16 protein-coding genes are annotated in these 16,402 nt (G+C 66.2%); 9 read left to right on the top strand and 7 right to left on the bottom strand.

Annotated features, from left to right (window positions below; all coding sequences use genetic code 11):
• The first annotated feature begins 126 nt into the window (after positions 1-126).
• A complete protein-coding gene (gene gap, locus LL964_RS07520) occupies positions 127-1,128 on the top strand; it encodes a type I glyceraldehyde-3-phosphate dehydrogenase (RefSeq protein ID WP_104586707.1) in 1,002 nt (333 codons plus the stop codon).
• A gap of 74 nt (positions 1,129-1,202) precedes the next feature.
• Here the strand turns inward: gap and LL964_RS07515 are convergent, their stop codons facing one another.
• Both LL964_RS07515 and LL964_RS07510 read right to left on the bottom strand, forming a co-directional pair.
• Positions 1,203-1,583, bottom strand: coding sequence for a hypothetical protein (locus tag LL964_RS07515; RefSeq protein WP_104586851.1), 381 nt, complete (start codon positions 1,581-1,583; stop codon positions 1,203-1,205).
• A 124-nt stretch (positions 1,584-1,707) separates the two neighbouring features.
• A complete protein-coding gene (locus LL964_RS07510) occupies positions 1,708-2,193 on the bottom strand; it encodes a hypothetical protein (RefSeq protein WP_104586706.1) in 486 nt (161 codons plus the stop codon).
• A 284-nt stretch (positions 2,194-2,477) separates the two neighbouring features.
• On the opposite strand from LL964_RS07510, the gene LL964_RS07505 reads away from it, so the two are divergent.
• The 5 genes from LL964_RS07505 to LL964_RS07485 all read left to right on the top strand — a co-directional run bounded on the left by LL964_RS07505 (position 2,478) and on the right by LL964_RS07485 (position 8,090).
• A complete protein-coding gene (locus LL964_RS07505) occupies positions 2,478-2,906 on the top strand; it encodes a hypothetical protein (RefSeq protein ID WP_104586850.1) in 429 nt (142 codons plus the stop codon).
• 338 nt (positions 2,907-3,244) lie between these two features.
• The gene (locus LL964_RS07500; protein ID WP_104586705.1) at positions 3,245-4,420 is read left to right on the top strand and encodes a phosphoglycerate kinase; all 1,176 of its coding nucleotides are present in this window, start codon (positions 3,245-3,247) and stop codon (positions 4,418-4,420) included.
• Positions 4,417-5,058 (top strand): HAD family hydrolase, encoded by a 642-nt coding sequence (locus tag LL964_RS07495; RefSeq protein ID WP_104586704.1) that lies wholly within the window; start codon positions 4,417-4,419, stop codon positions 5,056-5,058. Before LL964_RS07500 ends, LL964_RS07495 begins: the two co-directional genes overlap by 4 nt.
• A 250-nt stretch (positions 5,059-5,308) precedes the next feature.
• Positions 5,309-6,775 carry a pyruvate kinase gene (gene pyk, locus LL964_RS07490; RefSeq protein ID WP_104586703.1) on the top strand — a complete coding sequence of 489 codons (1,467 nt, stop codon included), beginning with the start codon at positions 5,309-5,311 and terminating at the stop codon, positions 6,773-6,775.
• A 310-nt stretch (positions 6,776-7,085) separates the two neighbouring features.
• A complete protein-coding gene (locus LL964_RS07485; protein ID WP_104586702.1) occupies positions 7,086-8,090 on the top strand; it encodes a class I fructose-bisphosphate aldolase in 1,005 nt (334 codons plus the stop codon).
• A gap of 286 nt (positions 8,091-8,376) precedes the next feature.
• On the opposite strand, the gene LL964_RS07480 is transcribed toward LL964_RS07485, so the two are convergent.
• The 4 genes from LL964_RS07480 to cobA all read right to left on the bottom strand — a co-directional run bounded on the left by LL964_RS07480 (position 8,377) and on the right by cobA (position 12,097).
• Positions 8,377-8,916 carry an O-acetyl-ADP-ribose deacetylase gene (locus LL964_RS07480; RefSeq protein ID WP_104586701.1) on the bottom strand — a complete coding sequence of 180 codons (540 nt, stop codon included), beginning with the start codon at positions 8,914-8,916 and terminating at the stop codon, positions 8,377-8,379.
• Positions 8,917-9,099: 183 nt separating this feature from the next.
• Positions 9,100-9,606, bottom strand: a complete 507-nt coding sequence (locus LL964_RS07475) for a methyltransferase family protein (protein WP_104586700.1) — start codon at positions 9,604-9,606, stop codon at positions 9,100-9,102.
• Between the two features lie 308 nt (positions 9,607-9,914).
• Entirely contained in the window at positions 9,915-10,874 is a 960-nt protein-coding gene (cysK, locus tag LL964_RS07470) for a cysteine synthase A (RefSeq protein WP_104586699.1), read from the bottom strand.
• A 17-nt stretch (positions 10,875-10,891) separates the two neighbouring features.
• Positions 10,892-12,097 (bottom strand): uroporphyrinogen-III C-methyltransferase, encoded by a 1,206-nt coding sequence (gene cobA, locus LL964_RS07465; protein ID WP_104586698.1) that lies wholly within the window; start codon positions 12,095-12,097, stop codon positions 10,892-10,894.
• Between the two features lie 164 nt (positions 12,098-12,261).
• Between cobA and LL964_RS07460 the strand changes: the two genes are divergently transcribed.
• Both LL964_RS07460 and LL964_RS07455 read left to right on the top strand, forming a co-directional pair.
• Positions 12,262-13,245 (top strand): LysR family transcriptional regulator, encoded by a 984-nt coding sequence (locus LL964_RS07460; protein WP_104586697.1) that lies wholly within the window; start codon positions 12,262-12,264, stop codon positions 13,243-13,245.
• 8 nt (positions 13,246-13,253) lie between these two features.
• Positions 13,254-13,523: a hypothetical protein gene (locus tag LL964_RS07455; protein WP_104586696.1), complete on the top strand. Its 270-nt coding sequence runs from the start codon at positions 13,254-13,256 to the stop codon at positions 13,521-13,523.
• Between the two features lie 605 nt (positions 13,524-14,128).
• Here LL964_RS07455 and LL964_RS07450 read toward each other — a convergent pair.
• Positions 14,129-15,325 carry a sensor histidine kinase gene (locus tag LL964_RS07450; protein WP_104586695.1) on the bottom strand — a complete coding sequence of 399 codons (1,197 nt, stop codon included), beginning with the start codon at positions 15,323-15,325 and terminating at the stop codon, positions 14,129-14,131.
• Between the two features lie 576 nt (positions 15,326-15,901).
• Here LL964_RS07450 and LL964_RS07445 point away from each other — a divergent pair.
• Positions 15,902-16,351 carry a DUF2946 family protein gene (locus tag LL964_RS07445; RefSeq protein WP_104586694.1) on the top strand — a complete coding sequence of 150 codons (450 nt, stop codon included), beginning with the start codon at positions 15,902-15,904 and terminating at the stop codon, positions 16,349-16,351.
• Positions 16,352-16,402: the final 51 nt, after the last annotated feature.

Raw genomic sequence — 16,402 nt, 5'->3', positions numbered from 1 at the left:
CCCCTGCACAGGCAAGGCTGCATACCGACACATCCCGTCGGCCGCGCGGCTGCGCATTGGCGACACTGCTAGAATGGCGGCCCCTTTCCATCCGCCGCGCTGTCGCGGTCGCAGGAGCTTGTGAACATGGCAATCAAGGTTGGCATCAACGGATTCGGTCGCATCGGACGCAATGTGCTGCGCTCTGCGGTGCAGAACTTCGCCAATGACATCGAGATCGTGGCCATCAATGACCTGCTCGAGCCCGATTACCTGGCTTACATGTTGCAGTACGACTCGGTGCACGGCCGCTTCAAGGCCGAGGTGTCGGTCGATGGCAACACCCTGATCGTCAACGGCAAGAAGATCCGCCTGACCCAGGAGCGCGACCCGGCCAACCTCAAGTGGGACGCGGTGGGCGCCGATGTGGTGATCGAGTCCACCGGCCTGTTCCTGACCAAGGAAACCGCGCAGAAGCACATCGATGCCGGTGCCAAGAAGGTGATCCTGTCGGCCCCGTCCAAGGACGACACCCCGATGTTCGTCTACGGCGTCAACGACAAGACCTACAACGGCGAAGCCATCGTTTCCAACGCCTCGTGCACCACCAACTGCCTGGCGCCGCTGGCGAAGGTGATCAACGACAAGTGGGGCATCAAGCGCGGCCTGATGACCACCGTGCACGCGGCGACCGCCACCCAGAAGACCGTCGATGGTCCCTCGAACAAGGACTGGCGCGGCGGTCGCGGCATTCTGGAGAACATCATTCCGTCCTCCACCGGTGCGGCCAAGGCCGTGGGCGTGGTGATTCCCGAGCTCAACAAGAAGCTCACCGGCATGAGCTTCCGCGTGCCGACCTCGGATGTATCGGTGGTGGACCTGACGGTCGAGCTGGAAAAGCCGGCTACCTACGCCGATATCTGTGCCGAAGTGAAGGCGCAGAGCGAAGGCGCGCTGAAGGGCGTGCTGGGCTATACCGAAGACAAGGTGGTGGCCACCGATTTCCGCGGAGAGACCTGCACCTCGGTGTTCGACGCCGATGCCGGCATCGCGCTGGATTCCACCTTCGTCAAGCTGGTGTCCTGGTACGACAACGAGTGGGGCTATTCCAACAAGTGCCTGGAAATGGTGCGCGTCGTCGCCAAGTAATCGCTCTTCATGGATCGACTAAAAAAGCGCCTTCGGGCGCTTTTTTAGTTGAAGCTACACGCTCTGGCAGGCGCTTATTCCGCCACGATACGCATGTCTTCGCCCTTGCCCGTGACCGCGACCCGGCTACCCACTGCAAGCCCGGAGACTTCCGCGCTTGGCTTTGTCACGATCACCTGCGACTTGTTGTCGAAACGGATCTTCAGCATGTAGTGCGAAGCGACGCCGTTGCCGACGACCCTGTCGCCCACCTGTGTGCCGGCGTAAGTGCCTGCGGCCGCTCCGGCTTCTGCGCCGACCTGGCTGTTGGCCTTGAGGCCAAGAAAGCTGCCTGCAATGCCGCCGAAGTTCGAGGCTGCGTTTTTGAGCCTCCTGTTGCGTTCCGGAACGTTTTCACCCTTGTTCTCGATGGGTTCCAGCGCCGCAATGGTCCCGTGCCTTACCGATTCGGCCATGGCCGGTAGCGCGAGCGTGCAGTGTGCGAGTGCCAGCGTCAGCCATGCAATGCGGTCAATCCAGTTCCTGGTTTTCATCAGCGCGTTCCTTGGTTGGTAGATCGATGAGGGGCGAGCGACGGCGTCACTTCTTCTTTTTCTTCGGGCGCCCCCAACTGCGCACGTGGTCGTTGCACTTGCTGCCGGCGAAATCGTATCGGGTGATGGTGCCGCTGGCATCGGCGATGAAGGTGATCTCGCAATGATGCTCGGCGGGGACGAAGACTTCCTGGCTGTGCTGCTGGTGCTCGAAGATCGGCGTTGGAGCCACGCCATTGCCCCCGCCGACCATTCCGACGACTCCGCCTTGGGTGGTCCAGTAATTGGTGCGGTAGTGCGCTTCTACGCCGAAATTGTAGGTGTAGGCCGTTTCCTGCGTCTGGGTGTTCTCGGACGTGTATAGGCCCTTTCCTACCGGCCATTGCATGATCAGTTCGCTGGCGTCGTGACCGATCCAGCTTTGGGCGACGCTTTCGGCGGTGCCGAATACGTCGGCAGCCGCTTGCGGTGCCGCGGCCATGAGGGACGCGCAGAACGCCAGGATGAGCTGGCTGCGGGAGAGGTGATGCATGGCGATACTTCCCTGTAAGACGTCATTCCAAGAGTGGGCGCCAGAGCCGTCACTGACGCGTGCGCGTGCGATTTTTACCACCGGGTCGGCAGTTGTGCAAGGCGCCGCTTTCGTAGCGCGCATCGGCATGGACATCGCTGCCGGCTCATGCACTAATGCGCGCTGTCGGCCGGCGACCGTTCCCACGCCGGTCGCGTACAGGACGTCTTGGGACACACATGGATTCAAGGAGAGGTGACGTGCAAGTTCTCGGTAAATGGACCGCCATCGTGGTGCTGGCCGTGGTGTCGGTGGCGGGGGGCGCTCCACAGGCCATCGCCAAGAAGCAGACCGGTACGCCGGCGTGGATGAATGCCGACGGCGAAGTGATCAAGTCCTCCGACGTCGAGGCCGGCTACGGCGAGACGGTCAAGGGGATCAACGACTACGAGGGCGAGATCACCGGTAAACCGGCGCCCGACAGCAAGTTCACCCAGCTCAAGATCGGCATGCCGATGAAGCAGGTGACCGATCTGATCGGCCAGCCGACCGATCAGGGCGCGTATGTGACCGGCAAGGCGTTCATCCCATTCTTCTTCGGCGGTGACCGCTACCGCTACGAGATGGCGTACAAGGGCCAGGGCCGCCTGGTGTTTGCCGGAAAGTCGATGGATACCGGTGGCAATCTGATCTGGATCATCCACAACAAGAACGACAGCGGCTACCGCGAGTAACTCCAGACGCCCGGTTTTCCGGGCGTTTCTTTTAGGGGGCGCTGCAAATTGCCGGTGGCGCGCGCGAGTCTGCGGGGGCGTTACGCCGACAAACCGCCACGCGCGAGCAGCCCAGCTCTGGCAGGTGGTTTGCTGCTGCGGCGCGAAGGTCCGACAATGGGCATCCCCTGCCACCAAGACAGTTGCTTGCCCGTCGTGTCCGACCGACCAACGTCACTCCACCGCGCCAGCGGTGGCGGTGCAGTGCGGGCAAGATCCGCGCGCGCGTCTGCGGCACGCTGCGCATCGCGGCTCTTTCGATTCCCCATTCCCCATTCCCGACCCAGCGAGCCAAGCCCATGTCCATTGTCCGTATGACCGACCTCGATCTTTCCGGCAAGCGCGTGCTGATCCGCCAGGATCTCAACGTGCCGATCGACAACGGCCAGATCACCTCCGAACAGCGCATCACCGCCTCGGTGCCCACCATCAGACTGGCGCTGGAAAAAGGCGCGGCGGTGATGGTCACCTCGCACCTGGGCCGTCCCAAGGAAGGCAGCTGGACCGAAGAAGATTCACTGGCACCGGTGGCCGCGCGCCTGACCAGCCTGCTGGGTGTGGACGTGCCACTGGTGCGCGATTGGGTCGATGGCGTGGAGGTCGCGCCGGGCCAGGTGGTGCTGCTGGAAAATTGCCGCATGAATGTCGGCGAAGGCAAGGACGACGAGACCCTGGCGCGCAAGTACGCCGCGCTATGCGATGTGTTCGTGATGGATGCCTTCGGTACCGCGCACCGCGCACAGGCCTCCACGCATGGCGTGATCCGCTACGCACCGGTGGCGGCCGGCGGCCCGTTGTTGATGGCCGAACTGGATGCGTTGGCCAAGGCGCTGGACAACCCGGCCAAGCCGTTGCTGGCGATCGTGGCCGGCAGCAAGGTTTCCACCAAGCTGGAGCTGCTGTCCAACCTGGTCAACAAGGTGGATCAGCTGATCGTCGGCGGTGGCATCGCCAACACCTTCATCGCCGCAGCCGGGCACGACGTGGGCAAGTCGTTGAACGAGCCGGACCTGATTCCCACCGCCAACCAGATCGTGGCCGATGCCAGGACGCGTGGTGCCGAGATTCCGCTGCCCACCGACGTGGTGGTCGCCAAGCAATTCCTGCCCGATGCGCAAGCCAGCGTGAAGTCGCTCGATGCGGTCGACGCAGACGATCTGATCCTGGACATCGGCCCGCAGACTGCACAGCGCTACGCCGAGCTGATCGCCAATGCCGGCACGGTGGTGTGGAACGGGCCGGTCGGCGTGTTCGAGTTCGAGCCCTTCAGCCATGGCACCGAGACCCTGGCGCGCGCCATCGCCGCATCCAAGGCGTTCTCCATTGCTGGCGGCGGCGACACCCTGGCGGCGGTGGACAAGTACGACATCGCCCAGGACGTCACCTACATCTCCACCGGCGGCGGTGCGTTTCTGGAATTCCTGGAAGGCAAGACCCTGCCGGCCGTGGCCGCGCTCGAGGCCCGCGGCAAGTGAGTGCAGCCACGCTGTTCTTCGATCTGGACGGCACGCTGGTCGATTCGGAAGCGGGCATCGTCGCCAGCATCGTGCATGCCTTCGACCAGATCGGGCGGCCGCGTCCATCGGCGCAGACCCTGCGTGCGTGGATCGGCCCGCCGTTGCGCGACAGCTTCACTGCCTGTTTTCCAGACGACCCGGCGCTGGTCCAGCGTGCGCTCGGCGTGTACCGCGAGCGCTACGACGCAGTGGGCTGGACCGAGCTGCGCGTGTTCGACGGTATCGGCGAGGTGGTCACCGGCCTGCAGCGCGCCGGTCATCGCCTGGCCGTGGTCACCTCGAAGAACGAACGTTATGCGCGGCGCATCGTCGAGCATCTGCCATTCGGAGCCTGCTTCGAGGATGTGATCGGTGCCAGCGAGGATGGCGAACGCCGTTTCAAGCCCGACCTCATTGCCGAAGCCCTGCGCCGCCTGCAGATCGACACGACTGGCTGCGTGATGATCGGCGATCGCCGGATGGATATCGATGGCGCCAATCACCACGGCATCCATAGCATCGGCGTGTTGTGGGGCTTCGGCGACGAGGCCGAACTGCAGGCTGCCGGTGCGCTGGCACGCACGCCCGCCGAACTGGCGACCCTGCTTCAGGGGTGATGCGCAGCGGCCGTTGCGTCCGCTTGGTCGACACGCCTGCTGCAGGCGGTTCGCATCACGCAGAACGTCTTCACCGCCGCCGGGTTAGGGTGGCATTGTGCGTGCCGCCAACGGCGGCGCGAGTGCTGGCATACATACTGTCCCGCACTGTCTTTAGGACATGCCGGAATCGAAGGGTGGCTATGCCGCAATGCCATCCTGGGCGCGTGATGTGTGTGTTAAGTTTCGCGGCTTTTACAGGGAGGCCATCATGAAAGAACGTCAACGCCGCACCAAGATCCTCGCCACCCTCGGGCCGGCAACGGATCCGCCCGGTGTGCTGGACGCCTTGTTCAAGGCGGGCGTCAACGTGGTGCGCCTCAACTTCAGCCACGGCGATCCGTCCGGCCAGGCCAAGCGCGCCGCAGAGGTGCGGGCCGCCGCTGCGCGGGTCGGTGCGGAAGTCGGCATCCTGGCCGACCTGCCGGGCCCGAAGATCCGCATCGAGCGCTTCGCCGAGGGCAAGATCACTCTGGCCATGGGCGATCGTTTCGACCTGGTGGCCGATGCCAACGCGCCGGCTGGCGACCAGCAGCAGGTCGGCGTGAGCTATCTCGGCCTGCCACAGGACGTGACCGCCGGCGATGTGCTGCTGCTCGACGACGGCCTGATGCAATTGCAGGTCACCGACGTGCAGGGTGCGCGTATCGTCACCAAGGTGTTGAACGATGGTGTGCTGTCCGACCGCAAGGGCCTGAACAAGCAGGGCGGCGGCCTGTCGCTGGGTGCGCTGACCGAGCGCGACAAGGAGCTGATCGGGATCGTTGCCAAGATCGGCGTGGATTTCATTGCGGTGTCGTTCTGCCGGAACGCGCAGGACATGCACGACGCCCGCCAGATCGCCCAGCAGCACGGTTGCGATGCGCAGCTGGTGTCCAAGATCGAACGTACCGAAGCGATCGAAAATCTGGTCGAGATCGTCGAAGCGTCCGATGTGGTGATGGTGGCGCGCGGCGATCTGGGCGTGGAGATCGGCGATGCCGAACTGCCGGGCCTGCAGAAGAAGATCATCAAGGAGTCGCTTGCGCAGAACAAGGTGGTGATCACCGCCACGCAGATGCTGCAGTCGATGGTCGAAAGCCCGATCCCGACCCGCGCCGAAGTGCTGGACGTAGCCAACGCCGTGATCGACGGCACCGATGCGGTGATGCTGTCGGCCGAAACCGCTGCCGGCGCCTATCCGGTGCGTGCGGTGGAAGCGATGGCGCGCATCTGCCTGGGTGCCGAACACCAGTTCGAATTCGACACCGATTTCGAGGCAGCGCAGCGCAACCTGCAGCGCGCCGACCAGGCCATCGCGATGGCGACCATGTTCCTGTCCGAGCACATCGGTCTGGGCGGCGTGGTGGCCTTGACCGAGTCCGGTGGCACCCCGCGTTTCCTGTCGCGATTCCGTTCGAACATGCCGATCTATGCCTTCACCCGTCACGATGGCGCGCGTCGCCAGATGGCGATGATGCGCGGCGTGTTCCCGATCAGCTTCGACAGCCGCGGCCTGACCCCGCGCGAAGCCGCACGTGCGGCGATCCGCCTGCTGGTGGAAAACGAGCGCATGGGGCCCGGCGACCGCGTGGTGTTCACCAGCGGCGAGCACATGGAAATGCACGGCGCCACCAACACGCTGCGTCTGCTGGAAGTGGGCGACGACGGCCGCGCGACGGGTCTGGGCGAGCTTTAATCCCGTCGACGGCACCCGGCGCATGCGCCGGGCCGGAAGATGCGACACGCAACGGCGGCCCCAGGGCCGCCGTTGTGCTGTGTTGCGCAGCCGCAGTCGGCGCCATGCATCACAGCAAAGCAAGCAACAGGCTGCACGTCATGCTCAGCGTTGACGAATCCCGAATCCCGAATCCGTAACGCGATGCGAGCAACGCCACACATCCTGTCACGCGACAAGGGTGTAATCGGTTGCAGGCATTCCGTGAAGGAATGTATACGACTTTCGTCGCTATACTTTCGTTCTCCCCCGCTGCTGCCACAGGAACTACATGAGCATCGAACAGCTTGCCGAAACCGCCCAGGCCATGGTGGCCCCGGGCAAGGGCATCATCGCCATCGACGAATCGACCAGCACGATCGCCAAGCGGTTTGCCAGCGTCGGCATCGAGAACATCGAGGAAAACCGCCGCGCCTACCGCGAACTGCTGCTGACCACGCCCAAGCTGAGCGATTACATCTCTGGCGCCATCCTGTTCGACGAGACCATCCGTCAGAAGACCAAGGACGGCGTGCCGTTCGCCAAGTACATGGCCGACCACGGCATCATCCCGGGCATCAAGGTGGACAAGGGCGCGCAGCCGCTGGCTGGCATGCCGGGCGAACTGGTGACCGAAGGTCTGGACGGCCTGCGGGCGCGTCTGGAGGAGTACTACACGCTGGGCGCGCGCTTCGCCAAGTGGCGTGCGGTCATCAACATCGGCGAGGACATCCCGTCCGGCACCTGCATCGAGGCCAATGCGCATGCGCTGGCCCGCTATGCAGCGCTGTGCCAGGAGCAGGGCCTGGTGCCGATGGTGGAACCGGAAGTGATCATGGACGGCACCCATGACATCGAGACCTGCTACGAGGTCACCGAAGCCACCCTGCGCTCGCTGTTCGGTGCGCTGTACGAGCAGAATGTCGTGCTCGAAGGCACCATCCTGAAGGCGTCGATGGTCATCTCCGGTAAGAGCTGCGAGGAGCAGGCCAGCGTCGAGGAAGTGGCCGAATCCACCGTGATGTGCCTGAAATCCACCGTGCCGGCGATCCTGCCTGGCATCGTGTTTCTGTCCGGCGGCCAGACCGACGAGCAGTCCACCGCGCACCTCAACGAAATGCACCAGCTCGGCAACCTGCCGTGGCCGCTGAGCTTCTCGTACGGCCGCGCGATGCAGCAGGCCGCACTGAAGCTGTGGTCGCAGGATATGACCGGCAACTACGCCAAGGCGCAGCAGATCATCTACGAGCGCGCCAAGGAGAACGGCCTGGCCGCGCTGGGCAAGTGGAAGGGTTGATCGTGTGAGCGGGGCTGCAAGGCCGGCTCAAACCTGAGTGCAAAAACGCCGGCAGCGATGCCGGCGTTTTTTATTGAACTCGAACATCGCAACCAAGGCCCCAGCGTTCGATCGCGCGGGTTTCCAGCCGCAGCGCCCGGCCTCCAACTGCGCACGTTGTTGCAGACCTTCGGGATACGCCTGAGTAATGTATCGGAGATGGGCAAGTGTCCATCCGGGCTGCCAAAGCGTAACGAGCGCCTTGCGGCGCTCGTCGTTGCATGCCGCATCGAGCCGTGCAGTGCGGTCAGGCGGCCGCGGTTTCCTGCATTGACAGGGCCTGCTGGTAGGCCTTGTAGGTCGCTTCGTTGTAGGCCACCAGCACGATGTGTTTGGGCACCTTGTGCGAGCGTTGCCAGTCGCGTGTTTCGGTCACGGCAATGCGGGCGGCCTGGTACAGCGGGTAGCCGTAGATGCCGCAACTGATGGCCGGGAATGCGATGGAATGCAGCAGCATCTGCTCGGCCAGCTTCAGCGACTGCCAGTAGCAATTGGCCAGTTGCTCGGGCTCGTTGTGCTTGCCGTCGCGCCATATCGGGCCGACCGTGTGAAACACGTGGCGGGCCTTGAGGTCGAAACCATCGGTGACGCGGATCTCGCCGGTGGGACAACGCACGCCGGGCCGCACCTGCGGCAATGCCTCGCAGGCCTGCAGCAGGCGGGGGCCGGCAGCACGGTGGATGGCGCCGTCCACGCCACCACCGCCAAGCAGTGATTCGTTGGCCGCGTTGACGATGACGTCAACGTCGAGTTCGGTGATGTCGCCTTGCCAGACTTCGATTTTCATGCAGCGATAGTTATGGGATTTGAATGATGAAAGCGTGATGGGTTAGGCGTTGCGACGGAGGCACGCTAACGTCCATTCATCTCATCGCCTGCGACGGTTCGGGCATGCGCGATCGGGGCCCATGCCACGCCTTGCGGAGAGGCTGGATCCATCGATCGGATCGATCGGTTCTTCGTCCTGGCGCTACAGCCAGCGACGGACGCGCGCGCAGTAATCGGCGTAGGTGCGTCCGAATTCGGCACGCAGCCGCGCTTCTTCGAACGGAATGACGTAGCGCTGCAGCGCCAGCCAGGGCAGTGCAACCAGAGGCACCGCCCATAGCTGACCCAGCTGCAGGCATAGCCCGACATGGCTCAGCACCAGTGCCAGGTACATCGGGTTGCGGGTGACCCGGTACGGGCCGTCGAGCACCAGTCGGGAGGGATGGCCGCTGGGCAGGATGGTGGTACGTCGGCGTGCGAACAGGACGAAGCAGCTCACCGCCAGCACCAGTCCCAGGCAGGCGACCAGGCCGCCGGCCAGCTGGATCCAGGCCAGCAGCGACGGGGCAGGGAGCGGCAGGTCCAGCACGCCTTGCAGCCATGCGCCCAGGCCGAGCGCCAGCGCGAAATGCACCGGCGAGGTCATCTTCACCAGCCATGGCGCCCGCGTGGCGCGGGTCTCGCTGTGTCCATACGGCCGGTTGCTCACCACATTTCTCCCTGCGTCAGGGCCGCCATCCTAACGGTTCCTTGACGGGGGTGGGAGGTGGGGAGGGCCGGGACTCGGGACCCGGGACCCGGGACCCGTAAGAGCCAGGCAGACACGATGCCAGTGCGTGCGACCTGAGAGCCGCCGCCGGTCAGGTGAGTTCATCCACCGAGAGATGGCCAACCGTCCACAACAGCAGATTGCAGCAGGACTACGCTTTTCCGGGTCCCGGGTCCCGGGTCCCGGGTCCCGAACCAAACCCGCAGCCCCTACACCATCCCCGCCACCGCTCGCCCTACCGGCTCCACTCAGGGCAGACCGGCCAGCCAGTCGTCGTCGGAGCCCTCGTTGATGTCGGCGAACAGCGGGGTGGAGAAATAGCGCTCGCCGGTGTCGGGCAGCATGGCCAGGATCACCACGCCCGGTGCGGCAGCGTCGGCTACGCGCAGCGCGGTGGCGACCGTGCCGCCGCCGGAGATGCCGGTGAAGATGCCTTCCTCTGCGGCCAGGCGGCGCGCCACGCTGATGGCGTCGGTGTCTTCCACGCTCAACACTTCGTGCGCGACCTCGCGGTTGAGGACGTCCGGCACGAAGTCAGGCGTCCAGCCCTGGATCTTGTGCGGCTTCCAGTCCTGGCCTTGCAGCAGCGCGGCGCCGGCCGGCTCGGTGGCGGTGATGCGCACTTCCGGGCGGGCCACGCGCAGCACTTCGCCCACTCCGGTGAGGGTGCCGCCGGTGCCCCAGCCGGTGACGAAATGGTCCAGCCGCTGCCCGGCGAAGTCGCGCAGGATCTCGGCGGCGGTGGTGTTGCGGTGATAGGCCGGGTTGGCCGGGTTGGCGAACTGGCTGGCCAGGAACCAGCCATGCTGCTCGGCCAGTTCCTTGGCCTTGCGCACCATGCCGCTGCCGCGCTCGGCGGCCGGGGTCAGGATCACCTTGGCGCCGTAGGCGCGCATCAGCTTGCGGCGCTCGATGGAGAAGGTTTCCACCATGGTGGCGACAAACTTGTAGCCACGTGCGGCAGCCACCATGGCCAGCGCCACGCCGGTGTTGCCGGAGGTGGCCTCCACGATGGTGTCGCCGGGTTTGAGCAGGCCGCGTTGTTCAGCGTCGAGGATGATCGCCAGTGCCAGGCGGTCCTTGACCGAGCCGCCGGGGTTGAACGATTCGACCTTGACGTACAGCGACACGTGGTCCGGTGCCAGGCGGTTGAGTCTGACCACCGGGGTGCGGCCAATGGTGTCGAGGATGGTGTCGTACAGGGCCATGGGGGTCTCCGTCGGAATCAGGCTGCGTGGGCGAGTGTGTGCGGGTGGGGCGTTGCGTCGGGTGAGGGCAGCGCTGGCGGCTCGGCAGTCAGGGGGGCGGCGCCGAACCAGTGCAGCGACCGTGCCAGGGCCGCGACCTCGCCCAGGATCAACAACGCGGGGGCGCGCACGGCATGCCGTTGGGCGGTGGTTGCCAGCGTGGCCAGCGTACCGGTGATCACGCGCTGCTGCGGGCGGGAGCCGTTCTCTACCAGCGCGAACGGGGTGCCGGCTGCGCGGCCGGCCTGCAGCAGGCGGTGCTGGATGGCGTCCAGCCCGGCCACGCCCATGTAGAAGGTCAGGGTCTGCCGCTCCTGACCCAGCGCCTGCCAGTCCAGGGTGTCCAGCGAATCCTTGCAATGGGCGGTGACCAGCCGCAGCGACTGCGCGTGGTCGCGATGGGTGAGTGGAATGCCGGCATAGGCGGCGCAGGCGAGCGCGGCGGTGATGCCGGGAATCACCTGGAAGCCGATGCCGTGCGCCTGCAGGAACTCCAGTTCTTCGCCGCCGCGGCCGAAGACGAACGCGTCCCCGCCCTTCAGGCGGACCACGCGGCGCCCGGCGCGGGCGTATTCGAGCATCAGTGCGTGGATCTGTTCCTGGCGCGTGCTATGCCCTTGCGCGGCCTTGCCGACTTCCACCAGCACGGCGCCGCGGCGGGCCAGGCGCAGGATCTGCGGGCTGACCAGCCGGTCGTGCAGGACCACCTCGGCCTGCCGCAGCGCGCGCAGCGCATGCCGGGTGAGCAGCCCGGGGTCGCCAGGACCGGCGCCGACCAGGGTGACGCTGCCGGGGCTCGGCGCAGCGATACCGCTGCGCTGCGGGGGGGAGGGCGCGGCGGCAGGTGCGCTGACCGGCGCGGCGGTATGGGTGAGCAGGCGCTGGCGGCCGGCGGCAGTGCGCAAGGCGTGGTTGAGGTCGTGGTCTTCGCTGGCGGCGACGGTGAGCCAGAGCGGAGCGTCGGGCAGGGCGAGCCAGTCGGCGTGGAAGTGTCCGGCCAGCCAACGCACCTGGCCGGCCTGCACCCACTGCCGGAGTTGCCTGGTCAGTGCCGGGGCGCCGACCAATGGCCGTGCGCCAGTCTGCAGCAGGCTGGCCGTTGCACGTTCGGCGGCGACGCCGCCGCCGACCACCAGGACGGCGCGGCCACACAGGTCGGCAAGGAGCGGGAACGCAGCGGTCACGGTCCGGGGGTATCGAAAGGAAGGGCCAGACCGTACCGCCGGCATATAGCGGTCGGAAATGACTTCATACACCCTAAAAATAGCGTTCGGTTATAAGCTGGCCCCCGGAACTCCACTACAGTCGAAGGCCTTGTGGCGCCTCGCGCTTTTTTGGACATAAGCCCATGACGCTGACCCAACTTCGTTATCTGGTGGCCATCGCCGATGCCGAGCTGAACATCACGCTGGCCGCCGCGCGGGTGCACGCCACCCAGCCCGGCCTGTCCAAGCAGCTCAAGCAACTGGAGGACGAGCTGGGCTTTCTGTTGTTCGTGCGCAAGGGGCGCAGCCTGGACACGGTGACGCCGGCCGGGGTGGAGGTGATCGAGCGCGCCCGCGCGGTGCTGGCCGAGGCCAACAACATCCGTACCTACGCGGCCAATCAGCGCCGCGAGAGTCAGGGGCAGCTGACCCTGACCACCACCCATACCCAGGCGCGTTTCGTGCTGCCGCCGGCGGTGGCGCAGATCAAGCATTCCTACCCGCAGGTGAGCGTGCACCTGCAGCAGGCCGCCGAAAGTGCAGCGCTGGATCTGCTCAGCCAGGGCGATGCCGATATCGCCGTGGTGAGTACCGCCGGCGGCGAGCCTGGTGCCGGGATCGCGGTGCCGCTGTACCGCTGGCGGCGGCTGGTGGTGGTGCCACGCGGTCATGCGCTGGACACTCCGAGGGTGACGCCGGACATGCAGGCGCTGTCCGAGCACCCCTTGATCAGCTACGAATCGTCCACCCGGCCGGGCTCCTCGCTGCAGCGGGCGTTTGCGCAGGTAGGGCTGGAGCCAAGCATCGCGCTGACCGCGCTGGATGCCGATCTGATCAAGACCTACGTCCGCGCCGGGCTCGGCGTGGGGTTGGTGGCGGAGATGGCGATCAGCGCGTACGACGAAGACCTGCGGGCCTGGCCGGCACCGGCGCCCATCGCCGAGTGCATCGCCTGGGCGGTGCTGCCGCGCGACCGTGTGCTGCGCGACTATGCGCTGGATCTGGTGCATGTACTGGCCCCGCAGATCGACAAACGCGACCTGCGCCGCGTCCTGGACGGCAACCAGGCACCGGACTGGCCGCTGCCGCCGACCTGGGAATCGCTCACCCAGACCATTACCAGCTGAGCGATGCGATGAGCGCGCCCATGCGTCCCGCATTGAGCCGGTTGTGGTTGTCCGAACCGGACGGCGGGCTGTCGCTGCAGCTGTCGGCCTGCGTCGACGGAAACGAGCAGGCGCTGGTGACCGTGTCCGCCGACCCGCAGGACGACACCTTATGGGTCACCCTGCCGTCCGGCGATGCGGTGGTGCAGGTTCCACTGGCAACGCTGCGGCAGCTGCTCGAGGTCGCCAGTGAAGAGGTGCATTCGGCGAACTGGTTCGCGCGGCAGGCGTCGGACTAGCGGGAGTCGTCAGTGGCGGAGCGCTGCGATCTCCCGGCGATGTGGTCGGAACAGGCCTTCCGCCTTCCGCTGCATGCTGCATTGCACAGTCGGCCATGCACGAAAAAGTAGTTTCAACCAATGATTTAGTTGGCCCTTGTGGCGTACGCGAACGCGCGCTGTCGGTGATTCCCCCTACCTCTGTCAGGGCCGCCTGTGCCGGTGTCGCCAGCGTCCTTCAAGTTGCGCTGCGCCCTGTCGTAAATCCTTATAGCAGCCATGAGACGACTACCTTCGGACGTCTAGGGGTGGACGACGCAGGACCGGCGATGCCGCTATCGCCTTGCCGGTCTGGTCAGTGGGGTGTCGTGGAGGGTTGCTAGCGCTGTCGCATCACTGCTGCGCGAGGCTGCGCACAGAGCGGCTGGCGCACCCGGGTCCCTGGGGAGAGGCCTGGCGTGCTTGGCGGCGGACCCGGGTCGGGAGCCCGGGTCCGCCTTTTTTATGCAAGGCCACGCAGCTGTACAGGGGCGAGCCGGATGCCGCGCGCAGCGCCGCCCGCGGACAACTCGCCAGACGCCGGCCGTCCACGCGAGCCCACTGCCAGGCGAATCGATCAACAAGCCTCAGGCAAGCGGAATCCGCACGGAGAAGCAGGTGCCGCCTTCCGGGCGGGAGCGCACGCTGACCTCGCAGCCCAGCGTCTCGGCAGTGCGGTGCACGATCCACAGGCCGATACCCAGGCCGTCGCTGCGTGGGTCGGCCTGGCGGAAGGCCTGGAAGACCTGTTCGGGTTGTTCCAGATTCAGACCGATGCCGCTGTCGATGATTTCCACCACGGCATGGCCGGGGCGACGACGCGCACCGACCAGCACGCGTCCGCGCTCGGTGTACTTGACCGCATTGCCGACCAGGTTGCCGATCAGCGTGGTCAATAAGGTGGGGTGGCTGCGGACGCGCAGCGAGGTCGGCACATGGCGCAGCGCCAGGCACTTGTCGATGGCTGGCTGGCGCCAGACGCCCAGTACCGCGTGCAGCACGTCCTCCAGCTGCAGCGGTTGCAGGTCGGGCATCGCGGACTTGCCTGCCGCGGCCAGCGTCGCCAGTTCGTCCAGCTCGCGCGCGACCTGGCCGATCGCATCGCGTGCGGTCACCAGGGTGGGAATCGAATCGACATTGGCATGCCTGCGCATCTTGTCGATGGCGTAGGCGGCCGTGCGTAATGGCGTCTTGAGATCGTGACCGGCGATGGCCATCAGCCGGCTGCGGTAGCGATCGGACTCTTCTGCGATCAGCAGTGCACGGCGCAGTTCCAGCTGCGCCATGGTCTGGCGCGCAAGCGCGCGCAGCGCTTCGACCTGCTCGTCGGTGAGCTGGCGCGGCTTCCGGTCCAGCACGCAGACCGTGCCCAGGGGCAGGCCGTCTGGGGTCTTCAGCAGAGCGCCGGCATAGAAGTACAGCGGCGCCTCGCCGGTGACCAGCGGATTGCGCGAGAAGCGCACGTCTTCGCGGGTGTCCGGTACCACCAGTACGTCGTTGTCGAGCAGCGCGTGCGCGCACATCGACTTGAACAACGGGGTTTCCCGCTCGCCCATGCCGAGTTCGCTCTTGAACCACTGGCGGTCGGCATCGACCAGGCTGATCAATGCGATCGGGGTCTGGCAGATGATCGACGCGAGCCGGGTGATGTCTTCGAACGCCGCCTCGCGCGGGGTATCGAGAATGCCGTAGCCACGCAGGGCTTGCAGGCGCAAGGCTTCGCTAGGCGGTTTGGGGGCGCAGGGAAGTGGCTCGGCCGCTGGATCGGACAGGACGGTGCTCATGCGCGCGGTATGAATGGGATGAGCCGCAAGCATAGGGCATGGCCGTGCGCAGCAGGTATGCGGCGCCGGGTGCCGGCCGGGAACTGTGACTGCCGGCCTGGACAGCTTCGCGCTGGCGTCGTTGTGGTGGGCATCCGCCCGCTCCAGAGGCCGATGCCTGCCGGCGTTGGGCGACAGTGGGTTGCGGAGAGGCTGGTCGCCGAGCCGTCACCGGGAGGCGTTGCGCGCTACGGGTGCAGGTGCTGGCCTGGCCTGACTGTGGCGGGGCGCGGTGGTGTCCTGGCGGCGCTTCGCCAGCTCGCAGTGCCTGGCGTCGACCGCGGCAAGCCATCTCTGCCGACGCCTGGCCGCGCCCCGTTGTCGACGGCGCGGGATGCTGCAGGGACTGACCGCTGGCTCGCTCGAGGTGACCTTGGCAGGTGCTCAGCCGGTGCAGGGGCGAACGCAAGCTGTTCGGCAGGATCGACGGACAGGTCAGCCAACGCGACGCCAAACCCAAGCCGCAGGGTGCGACATCCGGTCGCGCAGGGGCTGCGGGCATCGCGGCGGCAGCGCCGTGCCGCTTACACTGCCCGGATGCTGGGTTCGTTCCGCCACCACCGCCTGCTGCATCGGCTTGCCTGCCTGGCCGTCCTGCTGATGCTGGTGGCGCCGTTGATCAGTCGCTGGAGCCAGATGCCGGCGGAGCCGATGTGCACCAGTGGGGTGTCGGCGAGCATCGACACCGCCTTGCTGGCGCGCGGTCAGTTCGCATCGCACCAGCATGCATCCCACCAGCACGCATCGCATCACGCCGGGCACGCGGCCGCGACCACACCACACGCCGGTGACCACGCCGCCGCATCGCATGGCGAAGCCTGCGATTACTGCGTATTGGCGGCGCGGCTGTTGCCGTGGCTGATCGTGGCCGTGCTATGTCTGCTGCAGTTGCGGCCATCGCCGATATCCGCAGCTTCTGCCGCACCGCACCGGGCGGCACTGCGCTGGGCAGCGCTCGGCGCGCGCGGGCCGCCACGGCAGGCGTGAACCTCGCCCGTCGCGGGCGTTCGTTGCATCGCAGCTGCGCCGCCGCCAGTG

This window comes from Xanthomonas melonis, from assembly GCF_020783655.1.
GTDB lineage: Bacteria > Pseudomonadota > Gammaproteobacteria > Xanthomonadales > Xanthomonadaceae > Xanthomonas > Xanthomonas melonis.
This window is presented reverse-complemented; position numbering and strand designations above follow the sequence as displayed.